The sequence below is a fragment of the Enterobacter cloacae complex sp. SYL001 genome (genome assembly GCF_049237025.1).
GTDB classification, from domain to species: Bacteria; Pseudomonadota; Gammaproteobacteria; order Enterobacterales; family Enterobacteriaceae; genus Enterobacter; species Enterobacter intestinihominis.
In genome coordinates, this window is record NZ_JBMKJI010000015.1 from 55,107 (window position 1) to 72,134 (window position 17,028).

Below are 17,028 nucleotides of genomic sequence, written 5' to 3' on the forward strand. Positions count from 1 at the left end.
TTCAGGATTATTGTCTTTCGAACCAGGCGCGCAGCTGCGCTTCGAGTTCGTTGATATCGATAATATTGTTGATCACCACCAGCTGGCTTTCCGGCACGCTGGCGCTGGCGGCAATGTCTTTCGCCATTACAAACAGGTCCGCCGCGCCCGGCGTGGCCGAGGAGAGATCGGAGTGTTCAACCTCTGCCTCAATTTCCAGTTTTTTGAGCACCTTTTTAATATTCATTTCGACCATAAAACTGCTGCCCAGGCCGGAGCCGCAAATAGCCATAATTTTCATTGTTATCCCCTTTTTTGAGTAGAGTACGCCCCATCACGCTGACGCGTAATGTTGAGATGAATCGGATTAAATAATTAAATCAGAAGCGATTGATGACGGTTTTTATCTCCTCCAGCGTATTCTCCCGATGTAATTCAGCCATATCTTCGTCGCTGGAAAATAATTCTGCTAAGGCGGAGATCATTTCGATATGGCTATGTTTGTCCGGCGCCGCCAGCATCACAATCACATCGACGGGGTCAAACTCACCAGCACCAAATGAGACGCCCTGTTTCAGTTTTAATAATGACAGGCCAAGTCCTTTCGCCCCTTCTTCCGGTCGCGCATGTGGCATTGCCAGCCCAGGAGCCAGCACATAGTAGGGACCTAACCTGTGATGCTGCTCAATGATAGCCGTGACATATTCCGGCGCAATGACCTGCAAATCCAGCAGCGGTTTCGCGCACAGTTCCAGCGCCTGGGGCCAGCTTTTAACGCTATCCTGTAGGATGATGGTTGTATCATATATCCACTTTTTGAGCATTTTTCACTCCCGCTTAAGACCAGACATGGGCAAACTCTATTCAACCCATCAATTAATGACTGCGATCGCGATCACAAAGATAGCGCTACCAACGACTAACATGCAGAACTGTGATAGCGCTATCAAATTGCTATCCTGGTGCGAAATCACAGCAAAAAAAGGGATTTAAGGCGTATACTGCCTGTCACGTAAAATGAAGGATGAAACTAAATCGCGTCCTGTCAGCAGGAAGATGTATGTCTTTAACCCGAAAACGGCGCAGTACCGGAAAAGTAACGCTCGCGGATGTCGCGCAGCTTGCCGGCGTAGGCACGATGACTGTATCCCGTGCCCTCCGCACGCCCGAACAGGTTTCCGAAAAACTGCGTGAAAAAATTGAAGCCGCGGTGCAGGAGCTGGGTTACATGCCCAATCTTGCCGCCAGCGCACTGGCATCGGCATCGTCATGGACGATTGCGATGGTTGTACCCAATCTTTCCGAAGCTGGCTGTTCCGAGATGTTCGCCGGGCTACAGCAGGTGCTCCAGCCAGCCGGATATCAGATTATGCTGGCGGAATCTCAGCATCGTCTTGAACAGGAAGAGAAACTGCTTGAAACGCTGCTGGCCTCGAACATCGCCGCGGCGATACTGCTCAGCGTCGAGCACTCCGACACCGTGCGACACTGGCTAAAAAACGCCTCTATCCCGGTGATGGAAATGGGTGCAATGCGTGCCGATCCTATTGATATGAATATCGGGATTGATAACGTCGCCGCCATGTATGAACTTACCGAAATGGTGATTCAGCGCGGCTATCAGAATATCGGCCTGCTGTGCGCTAACCAGGAGCAGTGGATTTTTCAGCAGCATTTGCAGGGCTGGTACAAGGCGATGCTGCGCCACCACCTGTCGCCAAACAGAGTGATTAATGCCGCCATGCCGCCGAGCTTTTCCACCGGTGCGGCACAATTGCCGGAGTTTCTGCTGGCGTGGCCGGAGCTGGATGCGCTGGTGTGCGTGTCCGATGAACTGGCCTGCGGCGCGCTGTATGAGTGCCAGCGTCGGCGCATCAAGGTGCCGGACGATTTAGCGGTCGTGGGCTTTGGCGACAGCGACGTCAGCCGCGTCTGTCAGCCGCCGCTGACGACGATGGCAGTACCGCATCGCAAGATTGGGATTGAAGCCGGGAAAGCGTTACTGGAACGTCTGAATGACGGAGACTGGCGCGACCATAAACCCATCGCGTCCAGCCTGTGTCTGCGGGAAAGCTGTTAAGGCTTACTCAGCCTCTTCCTCTTTTTCCGCCTTATTTTCCGGTTTAGCGGATTCGTTTTTGGCGTTGCGGGTCATCCACAGCGCCAGTGCTTTAAGGGAATCCGGCGTGAATTCGTCGCAACGCGCGGTGATCTCTTCCGGCGTCATCCAGCACACTTCGCTCACTTCCTCTTCCTGCAAGGCGAAAGGTCCGTGGGAAACGCAGCTAAACAGCCCGCCCCAGACGCGACAATGCTCATCTTCGAAATAAAACTGTCCGTGCTCGGCAAACGGCACGCCAGCGATACCTAACTCTTCTTCCGCTTCACGACGCGCGGAATCCAGCAATACTTCATCGGCCTGCACGACGCCACCCGCTGTGGCATCCAGCATACCAGGAAGAAAATCTTTGGTGTCGGTGCGACGCTGGACCAGAATCTTGCCCATGCCGTCATGAACAACGATGTAAGTCGCGCGGTGACGCAGACGCTCCGCACGCATTTGTTCGCGGCTGGCCTGCGCGATCACTTCATTCTCTTCGCTGACAATGTCAACCCACTCAGTACTTGCCAAATGATTCTGCTCCACCATCGGGAAACCTTCTCGTCTAAGCGCTCTTTCGGCGCGTTTGCAGTTGTGGTGTAACTTACGGATTAATCGCTATCTGCGCAATAACTTGCTGATCATTAAGTGCGATAACGCTTAATGTCCCGTCTTCATACATGCCGTAGCTTGCCGGGTTACCGCCTTTAGGAATGCTGACAGCCCCGGGGTTAAAGTGGTAAAACGCCCCGCGTTTTTCCGCCACCGGAATATGAGTATGACCATAAACCAGGACATCGCCAGCGGCGAGTGACGGCAGGTTATCCGGGCCGAACAGGTGCCCGTGGGTCAGGAACAAACGGCTGTTTTCCATCAACACTTGTTGCCAGGGAGCGGTGATGGGAAATTGCAGCAGCATCTGGTCAACTTCGCTGTCGCAGTTGCCGCGAACGGCGATAATGCGCGAGGCAAAATGATTAAGTTTTTCCGCCACCTGCGCGGGAGCATAGCCTTCCGGCAACGCATTGCGTGGGCCGTGGTTTAACACATCGCCCAGGATCACCAGCCATTGCGCCCCTCTTTGGGCAAACAGAGATAACACGCGTTCGGTCGCGGGCAGCGATCCATGAATATCCGACGCAAACATCAGTTTCATCAGTTACTCCTCGGGAATTCAGACTGCCCCTATCATACCTCAAGCGCCCCGTCTTATCAGCCCGCGCGCTTAGCAGAGAGTGCCAGATAGCGCTGTACCGACGCGCGTTGCCACTGGAAGGTGGCGTAATCCACCAGTAGCTGTGGGACGTCATCGCCGTTGAGGATAAGGCGATTGAGCATCAGCGCCAGATCGGTGTCGGCAATACACCACTCGCCAAACAGGTTTGGGTTACCCTGTGACAGCAGCGATGACGCGGTATCAATCAGCTTCCGGGCGCTGGATAAGCCTTCCTCGCTGAGGGCGGGCTTTTTGACGCCAGCGAACACCACGTCCGTGGAGCGTTCTGTGCGAATCGGCACCAGGTCGCTACGCAGCCACGCCTGGATCTGGCGGGCGCGGGCGCGCTTTTGCAGATCGTGAGGATAGATGCGTTCCCACTCTGGTGGGGCAAAGCGGTCTTCAAGGTACTCGTCAATCGCTGAGGATTCACTCAACTCAAAACCGTCAATCTCCAGCACAGGGACACGGCGGGTGAGCGCGTAGCCCTGCCACTGAGGCTTTAGATGTTCGCCGCTGTCCAGGTCAACGGTTTTCAGACTAAAAGTTAGCCCCTTTTCTGCCAGCGCCACATAAACGCTCATGACATAAGGAGAAAAAAAGTTCGCATCGGACCACAACGTTATTACAGGCTGGCTCATAACATCCTCATCGGCTGATCGGTTTTCACTCAACATATAATCTCTTTGCCTCGCTGTCACTTGATGAAAACTCACGATTTACAACAAGCACCTATACTGATTTTTCATGGCAACACTATTCGCACTGACAGGAGTTGAGAATGATAGATCTCTATTATGCCCCCACCCCTAATGGCCATAAGATCACCCTCTTTCTTGAAGAAGCCGAACTGGACTACCGGATCATTCGCGTGGATATCAGCAAAGGCGATCAGTTCCGCCCCGTTTTTCTGGCCATCTCGCCCAACAATAAAATTCCGGCCATCATTGATAACCTGCCTTCTGACGGGGGCAAACCGTTAAGCCTGTTTGAGTCCGGAGAGATTTTGCTTTATTTGGCAGAGAAAACCGGCAAGCTCCTGAGCGGGGAGTTGCGCGAGCGTCATCACACGCTGCAATGGTTATTCTGGCAGTCGAGCGGCCTGGGGCCGATGCTGGGGCAGAATCATCACTTTACCGCCTATGCGCCGCAGACGATCCCTTACGCCATTGAGCGATATCAGGTCGAAACCCAGCGCCTGTACGGGGTACTGAACCGTCGGCTGGAAAAATCACCATGGCTGGGAGGTGAGCATTACAGCATCGCAGATATCGCCTGCTGGCCGTGGATCAACACTCATGAACGCCACCGGATCGACCTGGCCACTTATCCGGCGGTGAACAACTGGTTTGAGCGCATCCGGACCCGCCCGGCAACCGAACGCGCCATGCAAAAAATCCATCAGATTTGAGCCTGTGCCCCGTTGGGTGCAGGTGTTCTCCTCATGTATGATGAGGTAAAAATACTGACACGGAGAAGACCTGCAATGTCCCAGCATGACGCTATTATTCGTATAAAAAACCTACGCTTACGCACATTCATTGGTATCAAAGAGGAGGAGATCGCGAATCGCCAGGATATCGTGGTGAATGTCGTGATCCATTACCCGGCAGACAAGGCGCGCGCCAGCGAAGACATCAATGACGCGCTGAACTATCGCACGATCACCAAAAGCATCATCCAGTACGTTGAGAACAACCGTTTTGCGCTACTGGAAAAATTAACTCAGGATGTGCTCGACATCGCACGCGAACACCACTGGGTCACTTATGCTGAAGTGGAGATCGATAAACTTCACGCCCTGCGCTACGCCGACTCCGTCTCCATGACGTTAAGCTGGCAGCGCCAGGCGTAAACCTGGAGGTTGTATGAAGATCCTGCTCACCGGCGGTACGGGGCTGATTGGTCGCCATCTCATTCCACGTTTGCAGGCGTTGCATCACGACATTACCGTGGTCACGCGCAGCCCGGAGAAAGCGCGCCAGGTGCTGGGCACCGGCGTTGAGATCTGGAAAGGCCTGGCGGAACGGCAGGATCTGAACGGCTTTGACGCCGTCATCAACCTCGCAGGCGAGCCTATCGCTGATAAACGCTGGACCGAAGAGCAAAAACAGCGTTTATGCAGCAGCCGCTGGAACATGACCGAAAGGCTGGTTGAGCTGATTCGTAACAGCGAGATGCCGCCCTCGGTGCTGATTTCCGGCTCTGCAACAGGCTATTATGGCGATCTCGGTGAAGTGGTGGTGACCGAAGAAGAGCCGCCGCACAACGAGTTTACCCATAAACTCTGCGCCCAGTGGGAGCGCATTGCCTGCGGGGCGCAGAGCGATAACACCCGCGTCTGCCTGCTGCGCACCGGCGTGGTGCTTGCTCCGAAAGGCGGTATTCTCGGTAAAATGTTGCCGCCGTTTAAAATGGGGCTTGGCGGGCCCATCGGCAACGGTCGTCAGTATCTGGCGTGGATCCATATCGACGATATGGTCAACGGTATTCTCTGGCTGCTGGATAACGACCTGCGCGGGCCGTTTAACATGGTATCTCCCTACCCCGTACGTAATGAACAGTTTGCTCACGCCCTGGGTCATGCCCTGCATCGCCCGGCGGTACTGCGCGTGCCTGCGACGGCGATTCGGCTGTTGATGGGCGAATCTTCGGTGCTGGTGCTGGGCGGCCAGCGCGCGCTGCCAAAACGGCTGGAAGCGGCCGGATTTACGTTCCGCTGGTATGACCTGGAAGAGGCGCTGGGGGATGTGGTGCAGTGAATATGTTAGAGTTATACGCCATCTCTGGATGATATGGCGTAACTATGGCAACCATCACCACAACCCGGCTTCACCTCACCCCTTTCGAACCTTCTGACTGGGCGTTCTTTCGCTCTCTGCGCGAAGACCCCAACATCATGCGCTATATGGCCGCTATCATGCCTGAAAAAGAGACGCGCCGCGTATTTGCCGCGCGCCTGATGGCGGAGCATGTCTTTGTGATCCGTCTGCATAACGACGTTACGCCGCTCGGGGATATCGGCCTGCAAATCAGTGCGGCGAACCGTGAAGAGGCGGATATCGGCTACACGGTTGTGCCTGACGCGCAGGGAAAAGGCATTGCCAGCGAGGCGCTGCGGGCGGTGTGTGAGTATGCATTTAACCAGACGGGCGTGAAGGCGATAAACGCGTACGTGCTGGCGGATAACGTTGGGTCGGTGCGGGTTCTTGAGAAAGCAGGTTTTGTGCGCACGCAGGTACTGGAGAAGGCGTACGAGATTAACGGCGTACGGTATGACGACTGGGTGTATCGGCTGGAGTGTGGTGCGGTCTGAATGCCGGGCGGCACTGCGTTTGCCCGGCCTACGGTTTTTGTAGGCCCGGAAAGCGAAGCGCCACCGGGCAATTGGGCGGCTCTGCGGCATGATGCCCTCACCCCGGCCCTCTCCCACAGGGAGAGGGAGAAAGGCCAAACCTACTTCAACGAGCCTTTCAGGAACTGCTGCAAACGCGGGCTTTGCGGGTTCGCCAGCACTTCGTCCGGATGCCCCTGCTCCTCAATCTTGCCCTGATGCAGGAAGATAACGTGGTTAGAAACGTTACGGGCGAAGCCCATCTCGTGCGTCACCACCACCATCGTTTTGCCCTCTTCCGCCAGCTTCTGCATGATGCGCAGCACTTCGCCAACGAGTTCAGGATCCAGCGCGGAAGTCGGTTCGTCAAACAGCAATACTTCCGGCTCCATCGCCAGCGCGCGGGCGATGGAAACACGCTGCTGCTGTCCCCCTGACAGGTGCACCGGATATTTGATCTGCTGCCGCTCGTCGATCCCCACTTTCGCCAGGTATTTCACCGCACGCTCGCGGGCCTCCTGCTTGCTTAAGCCGAGCACCTGAACCGGCGCTTCCATCACGTTCTCCAGCACCGTCATGTGGCTCCAGAGATTGAAGTGCTGGAATACCATTGTCAGACGCGTACGCAGCAGGCGCAGCTGATTTTTATCCGCCACTTTAAGCTGACCGTCTTTATCACGGACCATGTTGATGTTCTGTCCGCTCACCACAATCGATCCTTCGCTCGGCTTTTCGAGGAAGTTGATGCAGCGCAGGAAGGTACTTTTACCCGAACCTGATGAGCCGATAATACTGATCACGTCGCCCGCGTTAGCCTCCAGCGACACCCCTTTCAGCACTTCATGTTCGCCGTAGCGCTTGTGCAAATCAATTACGTTTAATTTGTTCTCAGCCATCATAAATTCTCAGTGCGTCGACGGTTTTATATGCTGCAACCAGCGTTTTTCAGCCTTACGGAACAGGCTGATCAGGACGTAAGAAATGATCAAATAGAGCACTGCCGCAATACCAAACGCCGTAAACGGCTGGTAGGTGGCAGAGTTAATATCGCGGGCAATCTTTAACAGATCCGGCACCGTGGCGGTAAACGCCAGTGCCGTCGAATGCAGCATTAAAATCACTTCGTTGCTGTACGCCGGCAGCGCAATGCGCAGCGCTGAAGGCAGAATAATACAGCGATAGAGCTTCACGGACGAGAAGCCGTACGCGCGCGCCGCCTCAATCTCACCGTGCGGCACGGAACGAATGGCCCCGGCGAAGATTTCGGTGGTATAGGCGCAGGTATTAAGGGTCAGCGCCAGCACCGTACAGTTCAGACCGCTGCGGAAGAACGCGTTCAGCATCTCGGTGCCTTTCACGATCTCCAGCGTGTACATTCCGGAATAGAACACCAGCAGCTGCACGTACAGCGGCGTACCGCGAAACACGTAGGTGAACAGCCAGATCGGAAACTGGATAAATTTATTGTTCGACACGCGGCCAATGGCGAGAAACACCGCCAGAATGCCGCCCATGACCACCGAGGAGATCAGCAGCCACAGCGTGATCGCCACGCCAGTAAAGCGGTAGCCATCCGTCCACAGCAGGGATTTCCAGTACTCCTGAATAATCTCAATCACAGGTCAGCCCTCTTCACACCCACGGAGTAGCGACGTTCGAGCAGAAGCAGCACACCATTGGAGACGGTCGTAAAGACCAGATAGATTACGCCGCAGACCACCGCAAAATAGAACGGTTCCCAGGTACTTTTACCCGCCAGCTGCGTGGCCTTCACCACATCTTCCAGACCCAGCAGGGAGACCAGCGCCGTTGCCTTGAGAATAACCTGCCAGTTGTTACCGATGCCCGGCAGCGCGTAGCGCATCATGGCCGGGAACATGATCCGGCGAAACGTTTGTGAGGAGGTAAAACCGTAGGCGGTCGCCGCTTCAATGTGCCCTTTCGGCACGGCCATGTAAGCGCCGCGAAAGGTCTCAGTAAAATAAGCACCGTAGATAAAACCAAGGGTAATAATACCGGCCACCATCGGGTCGATATCGATCTGATCCATGCCGATGGCATCCGTGACGCCGTTAAGTGCGATTTGCAGGCCATAAAAGATCAGCAGCATCAGCACCAGGTCAGGCACGCCGCGAATCAGCGTGGTATAGCCTTCAAATATCAGCGCCAGCGGTCTGTTGGCGGATAACTTTGCCCCCGCGCCCGCCAGGCCTATCAGCACCGCCAGCACCACGGAGCTGATAGCCAGCTCAAGGGTGACAAGCGCGCCCTGTAAAATAACGCCAGAAAATCCGTACAGCATACCGCGTGCCCTGTCGTCTCGTGAGTGGTGGAACCGTGTCTTTTCCCCTCCCGCAACGGGAGGGGCCGCACGTTATCAGACGGGGCGATTAGCCGCCGTAAACATTAAAATCGAAGTACTTTTTCGCCAGCTTGTCGTAAGTGCCGTCCGCGCGCATCTCGGCGAACGCTTTGTTCAGGGCTTCACGCAGTTCGTTGTCTTCTTTCCGCAGGCCCATACCGGTGCCAACGCCAAAGAGTTTTTCGTCCTTAATGGACGGACCGCCGAACTTGTAATCTTTACCCACAGGCTGTTTCAGGAAGCCTTCGCTTGCCGCCACTTCATCCTGGAATGCCGCGTCAATACGGCCTGCCGTCAGGTCTGCGTAGATGTTTTCCTGACCCTGGTAAGAGACAATTTCAATCCCCTTTGGCGCCCAGTGCTCGTTACCGTAGGTTTCCTGCGTCGTACCCTGCAACACGCCCACGCGTTTGCCCTTCAGAGATTCAAGGGTTGGCTGAATGTCAGAGGATTTCGCCACCACCAGACGTGAGTCAGCCGCGTAGAGTTTGTCCGTGAAGGCAATCTCCTGCTGACGTTTTTCGGTGATAGACAGGGAGGACATGATCACGTCAATTTTTTTCGCTTTCAGGGACGGGATTAGCGCGTCCAGCGGGTTTTCAACGTAGGTACATTGCGCTTTAATGCGTTTGCACAGCTCGTTAGCCAGATCGATGTCAAAACCGACCAGTTCCCCCTTCGCATTTTTCGATTCGAAAGGCGCGTAGGTTGGGTCAGTCCCAATACGAATTTTCTGCGGAATGGCTGCGAATGCTGCGGTGGCGCTGGAAAAGGCCAGTACCAGAGAAAGTGACAACACCAGTTTTTTCATATCTGTCCTCAACAAACTGTCTAAATACGAGATTTTACGACCACGGGGTGCCGTTAATGTGCCATTAATCCCCTCACTCAGGCAAAGATTAATGCCTCTGAACGGGAATTTTTGCATTTAAAATGCTTAACTATGCACACAGCGTTCCAATATGGTGCATTGCTTGCACCATACTGGAACACCCCCCCTAAAGATGCACCACATCAGTGCATCTCATTCAGGTATTAATCACCGTAGACGTTGAAATCGAAGTATTTCTTCGCCAGTTTGTCGTAGGTACCGTCTTTACGCAGCTCATTAAACGCTTTGTCGAAGGCGGCTTTCAGCTCGGTATCATCCTTACGCAGGCCAATACCGGTGCCGTCGCCAAAGTATTTTTTGTCTTTCACCGACGGGCCGGCAAAGGCGTACTCTTTACCCGCAGACTGTTTCAGGAAGCCTTCGCTCGCGGCGACTTCATCCTGAAACGCGGCATCCAGACGGCCTGCCGCCAGGTCAGAGTAGATCAGATCCTGGTTCTGGTAAGCGACCACATCGACGCCTTTCTCGCGCCAGTTAGCATTGGCGTAACCTTCCTGGGTCGAGCCCTGAAGCACGCCAACATGTTTGCCTTTCAGCGAGTCGATGGTCGGCTGGATTGGCGAGCCTTTCGCGGCAATCAAACGTGAGTCGGCAGCGTAGAGCTTCTCTGAGAAGGCGATCTCCTGCTGACGTTTTTCCGTGATGGAGAGAGAAGAGATAATGGCATCAATTTTCTTGGCTTTCAGCGACGGGATCAGCGCGTCAAAGTCACTGCCCACCCATGTGCATTTCACTTCCATGCGTTTGCACATCTCATTTCCCAGATCGATATCAAACCCCACGAAGTCGCCTTTCGCATCCTTGGAGGAGAATGGCGCGTAGGTTGCGTCTGTACCGATACGAACTGTTTGTGGTAGCGCTGCATAGCTACTTGCTGCTGCACTCAAGCCCACGAGCAAAGACAGAGCCAGAACCGTCTTCTTCATACATTTACCCTCAAGAACCGTGATTTTATTATGGTTTATGTTGTGTGTTGTGTTGCAGGCTGCTCTTGCAGGTCTTATGCCACATTGTCGTCGGGTTAAAACTACGACGTTAAATATGTTAATAAAACGTTGCGATACTGCCTTAATGGTGAAAGATAGCAGGTCTGCCGAACGAACCGGAAAGAGAAAAAGGGAAAAAGCGAATTAAATGTCGAGGATATGATCGCGGTTGCAGTTTTGCCCTGAAACAGGGCATACAGTCATTTCATGCACCTTGTTTGTGCACAGCCTCACGCCCCCTGCCAACGGGTAAAGAGATCTTCCGGCAGGTCTATATCGAACTGATCCAGCACGCGGTTAACGGTCTGGTTGATGACATCGTCCAGCGTTTGCGGACGATGATAGAACGCGGGGACCGGCGGCATTATCACAGCTCCCAGTTCGGCTGCCTGCGTCATTAAACGCAGATGTCCCAGGTGCAGCGGCGTTTCCCGCACGCAGAGCACCAGAGGACGACGCTCTTTCAGCACCACGTCCGCCGCACGCGTCACCAGCGTGTCGGTATAGCTGTTTACGATACCGGAGAGGGTTTTAATCGAACAGGGCAAAATAACCATGCCGGCCGTTTTAAACGAGCCCGAAGAGATGCTGGCGGCGATATCGCGGGCATCGTGGACAACATCAGCCAGCGCCTGAACGTCGCGCAGAGAGAGATCGGTTTCAAGAGAGAGGGTCTGACGCGCCGCCTGGCTCATCACCAGATGGGTTTCTACGCCTGCAACGTCACGCAGCACCTGTAACAGCCGGACGCCATAAATCGCGCCGCTGGCACCGCTGATCCCTACAATGAGTCGTTTCATGATTTTTGCCCTTGCTGATTTCAGGGCTGACTGTGCAGGATTTTACGGGGAGTTGCAAGTGAGGGCGAGCCCCCTCACTTGCCGGAGCATCAACCTTCGTTGTGCATCTCTAAGCTTTCGAGATCGTTTTGCAGCTGGACGGCTTTCGCATCGTCGTTACGCAGAGAATCAAGGTAGTCGAGATACTGCTGGTCTACGTCTTTTGTCACGTAGATCCCATTGAATACCGAGCATTCGAACTGCTGAATATCCGGGTTCTCGGCGCGCACCGCATCGATCAGATCGTTCAGATCCTGGAAAATCAGGCCGTCGGCCCCGATGATCTGGCGAATCTCATCCACTTCACGGCCATGCGCAATCAGCTCATTAGCGGTTGGCATATCAATGCCATACACGTTCGGGAAGCGAATTTCCGGCGCTGCGGAGGCGAGATATACTTTCTTCGCCCCGGCCTCACGCGCCATCTCGATGATCTGCTCAGACGTCGTGCCGCGCACAATGGAGTCGTCCACCAGCAGCACATTTTTGTCGCGGAACTCGGCACGGTTAGCGTTTAGCTTACGACGTACGGACTTACGACGCAGCTGCTGGCCCGGCATGATAAAGGTGCGGCCAACGTAGCGGTTTTTCACGAAGCCCTGACGGTACGGCTTGTCCAGAATACGGGCAATTTCCAGCGCGATATCACAGGAGGTTTCAGGGATTGGGATCACGACGTCGATGTCGAGATCGTCCCACTCGCGGGCAATCTTCTCGCCCAGCTTCGTCCCCATGTTGACGCGCGCGCTGTAAACGGAAATTTTGTCGATGAACGAGTCCGGACGCGCGAAGTAAACGTATTCGAACAGGCACGGGTTGCTCACCGGATTGTCGGCGCACTGGCGGGTAAACAGCTGGCCCTTCTCGGTGATGTAGACCGCTTCGCCTGGCGCGACATCACGCAGGAATTCGAAGCCCAGCGTGTCCAGCGCCACGCTTTCGGAGGCAACCATGTACTCGGAACGGCCATCGCCGAGGTCACGTTTGCCGAGCACCAGCGGGCGAATGCCATTTGGATCGCGGAAGGCCACCATGCCGTGACCGATAATCATCGCCACGCAAGCGTACGCGCCACGGATCTGGCGATTAGTCGCGGCAACGGCGGCAAAAATGTTGTCTGCTTCCAGCGGATAATGGCGGAAGTTATCCAGCTCGCTGGCAAAGATATTGAGCAGGATTTCAGAATCAGAGGTGGTATTAATGTGGCGACGTTTCTCTTCAAACAGCTTTTTACGCAGCTCGTGGGCATTAGTCAGATTGCCATTGTGGGCAAGCGTGATGCCATACGGGGAGTTAACGTAAAAAGGCTGAGCCTCAGAGGCGCTGGAACTGCCAGCAGTAGGATAACGAACGTGACCGATCCCCATATTACCTTGCAGACGCTGCATATGGCGGGCTTCAAACACATCGTTTACCAGGCCATTCGCCTTGCGTAAACGGAAGCAGTTGTTTGCATCAATGGTGATGATACCCGCAGCATCCTGCCCACGGTGCTGAAGCACCGTTAACGCGTCATAAATCGACTGGTTTACCGGCATGAAACCGGCGATACCGACAATACCGCACATTCGTCTTTTCCTCGTTAAGCCACATCTCAGGGTTTATGCCCTGGGCAAGAAACTCGACGAGCTTTGCAGATAGTCAAAGAACCATCTGATGATGAAGCTGAACTCCGGAATGAGCTGCGATTTTTGCCAGTCTTCACTTTTGGAGAACCCGGTAAAGGTATCCAGGAAGAACAGGATCGCGGCCACAATCAGCACGCCTCGCAACGCGCCGAAACAGATGCCGAGCACCCTGTCCGTTCCTGACAGACCGGTTTTCTCGACCAGCTGACCTATCACGTAATTGACGATAGCGCCGACAATCAGCGTCGCGATAAACAGCACCGCGATGGCGATTCCGTTTCGGACCAGTTCATCTTCAAAGCCCGTGAACCAGACAGACAGGTAAGTGTAGTAATGACTGGCAACAAAGAAAGCACAACCCCAGGTTACCAGCGATAACGCTTCACGAACAAAGCCACGGATCAGGCTAACCAGACAGGAAAAACCAATCACCGCAATGATGGCGTAATCAATCCAGACCATATGTGTCCCACGATTAAACGCCCTGTCATCCAGTTCGGGGCGAATTCTAACAGAAAAAGAAAACGTTTGCGTAGGGATTTCCTTCCCACGCGTAAATAAAAAAGGCGCTGAAAAAATGCTCAACGCCACCGCACCTTTGACGTTTCTGTGAACGTCTGCCTCCCCCTCACCCCGGCCCTCTCCCTCAAGGGAGAGGGAGCAAACCATCCCCTCGCCCCTTTGGGGAGAGGGTTAGGGTGAGGGGGTAATTTCTGTCAGTTTGCGCTGTAGTTCATCACCACACCGCTCAGGCCGGAGATTTGCTTCAGCTCGCCAAGCGAACCTTTGAGCTTATCTTTAGACGCATCCGGCCCCACGAGGATACGGGTAATTTTACCCTGTACCGGCGTGGTGGGTGAAGTATAAACACGGTATCCCGCGCCGCGCAGTTTACTCACAATCTCATTGACCTTATCTGCATTTTTCAATGCACCGAGCTGAACGACATAGGCTTTGCCCGTAGGGGCAGCCTCCTGCTGGGTCTGTTTGGCCGGTGGCGGCGTTTCGGTTGCCGCAGCCAGCTGCTCGTCGGCTTTGTCACGCTGCGGTTTAGGCTGCGTTTTCTCTACCGGTTTCGGTTTTTCAACCGGTTTGGGTTGCTCTACCGGTACGGGATCGATTTCAACATTGTTATTCGCGGCCAGACGCGACGGGTCAAGAGACGGCGCGGCTGCATCACCTGCGCGCACCTCTTCCGCTGCGCCTTCAGGCGGCTGGGCTGGCAGCGCCTGCGTTGCCGCTGGCAGCATATCGGGCTCGTCGCGATCGCCCGGTTTGGGTACCAGCGGAATGGCCGCAAATTCATCCTGGTAATGCTTTTTCTGCCCGTCGAGCAATCCCGGGAGAATAATCACCCCGAGCGCGACCAGCACAATGGTTCCTGTTAAACGGTTCTGAAACTTACTCGCCACCGGTTCTCCCCGCGTCCATCACTTCCATGACATGTGCCACCGTGTGGAATGACCCACACACCAGCACGGTATCTTCTGGTTTAGCCTCCGCCATCGCGGCACGCCAGGCCGAAACCACACTGCTGTAGATTTCGCCTTTGCCGAGATGTTCCATCAACTGCTCAGCAGTCGCGCCGCGCGGCCCTTCCAGAGGAGCACAATACCAGCTATCGACCACACTCTCCATGCAGGCCAGCGTGCCGCCGATATCTTTATCATGAAGCATACCGATAACCGCCAGCACGCGCCCGGTTTTTGGTAACGATTTGAGACGTCCTGCGAGGTACGCCGCCGCATGCGGGTTATGTGCAACATCCAGAATCAGACGCGGTGACTCACTCACAATCTGAAAACGTCCCGGCAGCAGTGCGTTCTGAATGCCATCGCGGATTGCCTGCTCGCTTACCGCTAATCCGCTGGCGCGCAGGGCTGCCAGCGCAGTCGCCGCGTTAGGCTGTGGCACCTGCGGCAGCGGCAGATTCTCCAGTACGCCCTGTGCGTCGCTAAAGCGCCAGCCGTTGTCCTGCACCTCATACTGCCAGTCCACGCCGCGACGCAGCAGTCGAGCCCCCTTCTCTTTCGCCACTTCAGCGATGGTATGCGGCATGTCCGGTTCGCCAACCACGGCAGGCTTATTGGCCCGGAAAATACCGGCCTTCTCACGGCCAATGCTTTCGCGGTCGGGCCCCAGCCAGTCGGTGTGATCCAGCGCGATGCTGGTGACGACGGCGACATCCGCATCTACCATATTGGTGGCATCCAGACGCCCGCCCAGCCCCACTTCCAGGATCACCACGTCCAGCTGCGCCTGCTTAAACAGCCACAGCGCCGACAGGGTGCCGTATTCGAAATAGGTTAATGAGGTATCGCCGCGCGCGGCTTCGATAGCGGCAAACGACGCCGTATGGGCCGATTCGGCCAGCTCGGTGTTTTGCACCCGCACGCGCTCGGTGTAGCGCACCAGATGCGGCGAGCTGTAAACGCCTACCTTATAACCGGCTGCCATCAGGACAGATTCCAGCGTGCGGCAGGTGGTGCCTTTACCGTTAGTGCCGGCCACGGTAAACACGAAAGGCGCAGGTTTCAGCACGTCAAGGCGCGCGGCAACCTGGCTTACGCGCTCAAGGCCCATGTCGATAGTTTTACTGTGCAGGTTTTCCAGATAAGAAAGCCACGCGGCCAGGGGCGACGTGGCTTGAGGAATGCTTTTATTTTCCATGATGCCCGGTTGTCATTAACGGTTTAGAAAGCAAAAGGGCAGCGCCATTTGGCCCTGCCCTTTTCAGTTATCAGGCCTCGGGTTCCTGATCCGGTACCACCACGCCTTCGCGCGGCTCGTCCGGGCTCGGCGACGGCAGATTCATCAGCTTCGCCAGGACGCTTGCCAGTTTGAGGCGCATCTCCGGGCGGCGGACGATCATGTCGATAGCACCCTTCTCAATGAGGAACTCACTGCGCTGGAAGCCCGGCGGCAGTTTCTCACGTACGGTCTGCTCGATAACGCGAGGACCGGCAAAGCCGATCAGCGCTTTTGGCTCAGCGATGTTCAGGTCGCCCAGCATCGCGAAGCTTGCAGAAACGCCGCCCATGGTTGGGTCGGTCAGTACCGAGATGTACGGCAGACCGCGCTCCTGCATTTTCGCCAGCGCGGCAGAGGTTTTCGCCATCTGCATCAGGGACATCAGCGCTTCCTGCATTCGTGCGCCACCGGAGGCGGAGAAGCAGATCAGCGGGCAGTTGTCTTCCAGCGCCTGCTCAACGGCACGCACGAAACGCGCACCAACCACAGAGCCCATTGAGCCGCCCATAAAGGCGAACTCAAACGCGGCGGCAACCACCGGCATCTCATGCAGGGTGCCTTTCATGACGATCAGCGCGTCTTTCTCGCCGGTCTCTTTCTGTGCAGAGGCCAGACGATCTTTGTATTTTTTGGAGTCGCGGAACTTAAGCACATCTTTTGGCTCCAGTTCGCTGCCCAGTTCTACCAGAGAACCTTCGTCCAGCAGGCTATGCAGGCGGTTGCGCGCCGACATACGCATATGGTGGTCACACTTCGGACACACCTCAAGATTGCGTTCCAGCTCTGCGCGATACAGAACCTGGCCGCAGCTATCACACTTCGTCCATACCCCTTCAGGAATGCTCGCTTTACGCGTTGGGGTAATGTTGCTTTTAATTCGTTCAATCCAGCTCATTGATAACCTTTCTGCCTGAACCTGGTCGTATGCCAGTTTTGCTGT

At 55.2% G+C, this 17,028-nt stretch carries 21 protein-coding genes; 5 read left to right on the forward strand and 16 right to left on the reverse strand.

Features of this window, described 5'->3' with window-relative positions; translation table 11 throughout:
* Positions 1-7: 7 nt before the first annotated feature.
* Complete coding sequence (locus ACOTZP_RS14585) at positions 8-280, reverse strand: PTS sugar transporter subunit IIB (RefSeq protein ID WP_003861447.1); 273 nt, start codon at positions 278-280, stop codon at positions 8-10.
* 79 nt (positions 281-359) lie between these two features.
* Positions 360-803, reverse strand: coding sequence for a PTS sugar transporter subunit IIA (locus ACOTZP_RS14590; RefSeq protein WP_271074638.1), 444 nt, complete (start codon positions 801-803; stop codon positions 360-362).
* 236 nt (positions 804-1,039) lie between these two features.
* On the opposite strand from ACOTZP_RS14590, the gene ACOTZP_RS14595 reads away from it, so the two are divergent.
* The gene (locus tag ACOTZP_RS14595) at positions 1,040-2,059 is read left to right on the forward strand and encodes a LacI family DNA-binding transcriptional regulator (protein WP_271074637.1); all 1,020 of its coding nucleotides are present in this window, start codon (positions 1,040-1,042) and stop codon (positions 2,057-2,059) included.
* Between the two features lie 3 nt (positions 2,060-2,062).
* On the opposite strand, the gene yfcD is transcribed toward ACOTZP_RS14595, so the two are convergent.
* Genes yfcD through yfcF form a run of 3 tightly spaced genes read right to left on the reverse strand, consistent with a single transcriptional unit; the run spans position 2,063 to position 3,937 of the window.
* Positions 2,063-2,629, reverse strand: a complete 567-nt coding sequence (yfcD, locus tag ACOTZP_RS14600; protein WP_006811396.1) for an NUDIX hydrolase YfcD — start codon at positions 2,627-2,629, stop codon at positions 2,063-2,065.
* Positions 2,630-2,684: 55 nt separating this feature from the next.
* Complete coding sequence (gene yfcE, locus ACOTZP_RS14605) at positions 2,685-3,236, reverse strand: phosphodiesterase (protein ID WP_271074636.1); 552 nt, start codon at positions 3,234-3,236, stop codon at positions 2,685-2,687.
* 56 nt (positions 3,237-3,292) lie between these two features.
* The gene (gene yfcF, locus ACOTZP_RS14610) at positions 3,293-3,937 is read right to left on the reverse strand and encodes a glutathione transferase (protein WP_023300634.1); all 645 of its coding nucleotides are present in this window, start codon (positions 3,935-3,937) and stop codon (positions 3,293-3,295) included.
* A 140-nt stretch (positions 3,938-4,077) separates the two neighbouring features.
* On the opposite strand from yfcF, the gene yfcG reads away from it, so the two are divergent.
* The 4 genes from yfcG (at position 4,078) to ACOTZP_RS14630 (ending at position 6,612) form a co-directional block, all read left to right on the forward strand.
* Positions 4,078-4,707, forward strand: a complete 630-nt coding sequence (gene yfcG / locus ACOTZP_RS14615) for a GSH-dependent disulfide bond oxidoreductase (RefSeq protein WP_022648841.1) — start codon at positions 4,078-4,080, stop codon at positions 4,705-4,707.
* Positions 4,708-4,782: 75 nt separating this feature from the next.
* Positions 4,783-5,151 (forward strand): dihydroneopterin triphosphate 2'-epimerase, encoded by a 369-nt coding sequence (gene folX, locus ACOTZP_RS14620; protein ID WP_003861432.1) that lies wholly within the window; start codon positions 4,783-4,785, stop codon positions 5,149-5,151.
* Positions 5,152-5,164: 13 nt separating this feature from the next.
* Positions 5,165-6,058, forward strand: a complete 894-nt coding sequence (locus ACOTZP_RS14625) for a TIGR01777 family oxidoreductase (RefSeq protein WP_023300635.1) — start codon at positions 5,165-5,167, stop codon at positions 6,056-6,058.
* 44 nt (positions 6,059-6,102) lie between these two features.
* Positions 6,103-6,612, forward strand: a complete 510-nt coding sequence (locus ACOTZP_RS14630) for a GNAT family N-acetyltransferase (RefSeq protein ID WP_038416458.1) — start codon at positions 6,103-6,105, stop codon at positions 6,610-6,612.
* A 140-nt stretch (positions 6,613-6,752) separates the two neighbouring features.
* Here ACOTZP_RS14630 and hisP read toward each other — a convergent pair whose 3' ends face one another.
* From hisP to accD, 11 genes are all read right to left on the reverse strand, one after another.
* Positions 6,753-7,526, reverse strand: a complete 774-nt coding sequence (gene hisP, locus ACOTZP_RS14635; protein ID WP_003861426.1) for a histidine ABC transporter ATP-binding protein HisP — start codon at positions 7,524-7,526, stop codon at positions 6,753-6,755.
* 9 nt (positions 7,527-7,535) lie between these two features.
* A complete protein-coding gene (locus ACOTZP_RS14640) occupies positions 7,536-8,249 on the reverse strand; it encodes an ABC transporter permease (RefSeq protein WP_003861424.1) in 714 nt (237 codons plus the stop codon).
* Positions 8,246-8,932: a histidine ABC transporter permease HisQ gene (locus ACOTZP_RS14645; protein WP_006811404.1), complete on the reverse strand. Its 687-nt coding sequence runs from the start codon at positions 8,930-8,932 to the stop codon at positions 8,246-8,248. The genes ACOTZP_RS14640 and ACOTZP_RS14645 overlap by 4 nt, the downstream gene beginning before the upstream one ends.
* A gap of 88 nt (positions 8,933-9,020) precedes the next feature.
* The gene (gene hisJ, locus ACOTZP_RS14650) at positions 9,021-9,803 is read right to left on the reverse strand and encodes a histidine ABC transporter substrate-binding protein HisJ (protein ID WP_003861421.1); all 783 of its coding nucleotides are present in this window, start codon (positions 9,801-9,803) and stop codon (positions 9,021-9,023) included.
* Between the two features lie 224 nt (positions 9,804-10,027).
* On the reverse strand, positions 10,028-10,810 hold the full coding sequence (gene argT / locus ACOTZP_RS14655) for a lysine/arginine/ornithine ABC transporter substrate-binding protein ArgT (protein ID WP_046619057.1): 783 nt from the start codon (positions 10,808-10,810) through the stop codon (positions 10,028-10,030).
* Between the two features lie 290 nt (positions 10,811-11,100).
* On the reverse strand, positions 11,101-11,670 hold the full coding sequence (locus ACOTZP_RS14660; RefSeq protein WP_015572254.1) for a UbiX family flavin prenyltransferase: 570 nt from the start codon (positions 11,668-11,670) through the stop codon (positions 11,101-11,103).
* 89 nt (positions 11,671-11,759) lie between these two features.
* Positions 11,760-13,277: an amidophosphoribosyltransferase gene (gene purF, locus ACOTZP_RS14665; RefSeq protein WP_008502595.1), complete on the reverse strand. Its 1,518-nt coding sequence runs from the start codon at positions 13,275-13,277 to the stop codon at positions 11,760-11,762.
* Positions 13,278-13,310: 33 nt separating this feature from the next.
* Positions 13,311-13,799 (reverse strand): colicin V production protein, encoded by a 489-nt coding sequence (gene cvpA / locus ACOTZP_RS14670; protein ID WP_000262116.1) that lies wholly within the window; start codon positions 13,797-13,799, stop codon positions 13,311-13,313.
* Positions 13,800-14,053: 254 nt separating this feature from the next.
* Entirely contained in the window at positions 14,054-14,749 is a 696-nt protein-coding gene (dedD, locus tag ACOTZP_RS14675; protein ID WP_017383444.1) for a cell division protein DedD, read from the reverse strand.
* Positions 14,739-16,007: a bifunctional tetrahydrofolate synthase/dihydrofolate synthase gene (gene folC / locus ACOTZP_RS14680; RefSeq protein ID WP_063146677.1), complete on the reverse strand. Its 1,269-nt coding sequence runs from the start codon at positions 16,005-16,007 to the stop codon at positions 14,739-14,741. Before folC ends, dedD begins: the two co-directional genes overlap by 11 nt.
* Before the next feature lie 70 nt (positions 16,008-16,077).
* Positions 16,078-16,983 carry an acetyl-CoA carboxylase, carboxyltransferase subunit beta gene (gene accD / locus ACOTZP_RS14685; protein ID WP_022648854.1) on the reverse strand — a complete coding sequence of 302 codons (906 nt, stop codon included), beginning with the start codon at positions 16,981-16,983 and terminating at the stop codon, positions 16,078-16,080.
* Positions 16,984-17,028: the final 45 nt, after the last annotated feature.

Bases quoted from the DNA above. Each gene is read 5' to 3' on its own strand.
- ACOTZP_RS14585 (WP_003861447.1), bottom strand. From the start codon at position 280: ATGAAAATTATGGCTATTTGCGGCTCCGGCCTGGGCAGCAGTTTTATG.
- ACOTZP_RS14590 (WP_271074638.1), bottom strand. From the start codon at position 803: ATGCTCAAAAAGTGGATATATGATACAACCATCATCCTACAGGATAGC.
- ACOTZP_RS14595 (WP_271074637.1), top strand. From the start codon at position 1,040: ATGTCTTTAACCCGAAAACGGCGCAGTACCGGAAAAGTAACGCTCGCG.
- yfcD (WP_006811396.1), bottom strand. From the start codon at position 2,629: ATGGTGGAGCAGAATCATTTGGCAAGTACTGAGTGGGTTGACATTGTC.
- yfcE (WP_271074636.1), bottom strand. From the start codon at position 3,236: ATGAAACTGATGTTTGCGTCGGATATTCATGGATCGCTGCCCGCGACC.
- yfcF (WP_023300634.1), bottom strand. From the start codon at position 3,937: ATGAGCCAGCCTGTAATAACGTTGTGGTCCGATGCGAACTTTTTTTCT.
- yfcG (WP_022648841.1), top strand. From the start codon at position 4,078: ATGATAGATCTCTATTATGCCCCCACCCCTAATGGCCATAAGATCACC.
- folX (WP_003861432.1), top strand. From the start codon at position 4,783: ATGTCCCAGCATGACGCTATTATTCGTATAAAAAACCTACGCTTACGC.
- ACOTZP_RS14625 (WP_023300635.1), top strand. From the start codon at position 5,165: ATGAAGATCCTGCTCACCGGCGGTACGGGGCTGATTGGTCGCCATCTC.
- ACOTZP_RS14630 (WP_038416458.1), top strand. From the start codon at position 6,103: ATGGCAACCATCACCACAACCCGGCTTCACCTCACCCCTTTCGAACCT.
- hisP (WP_003861426.1), bottom strand. From the start codon at position 7,526: ATGGCTGAGAACAAATTAAACGTAATTGATTTGCACAAGCGCTACGGC.
- ACOTZP_RS14645 (WP_006811404.1), bottom strand. From the start codon at position 8,932: ATGCTGTACGGATTTTCTGGCGTTATTTTACAGGGCGCGCTTGTCACC.
- hisJ (WP_003861421.1), bottom strand. From the start codon at position 9,803: ATGAAAAAACTGGTGTTGTCACTTTCTCTGGTACTGGCCTTTTCCAGC.
- argT (WP_046619057.1), bottom strand. From the start codon at position 10,810: ATGAAGAAGACGGTTCTGGCTCTGTCTTTGCTCGTGGGCTTGAGTGCA.
- ACOTZP_RS14660 (WP_015572254.1), bottom strand. From the start codon at position 11,670: ATGAAACGACTCATTGTAGGGATCAGCGGTGCCAGCGGCGCGATTTAT.
- purF (WP_008502595.1), bottom strand. From the start codon at position 13,277: ATGTGCGGTATTGTCGGTATCGCCGGTTTCATGCCGGTAAACCAGTCG.
- cvpA (WP_000262116.1), bottom strand. From the start codon at position 13,799: ATGGTCTGGATTGATTACGCCATCATTGCGGTGATTGGTTTTTCCTGT.
- folC (WP_063146677.1), bottom strand. From the start codon at position 16,007: ATGGAAAATAAAAGCATTCCTCAAGCCACGTCGCCCCTGGCCGCGTGG.
- accD (WP_022648854.1), bottom strand. From the start codon at position 16,983: ATGAGCTGGATTGAACGAATTAAAAGCAACATTACCCCAACGCGTAAA.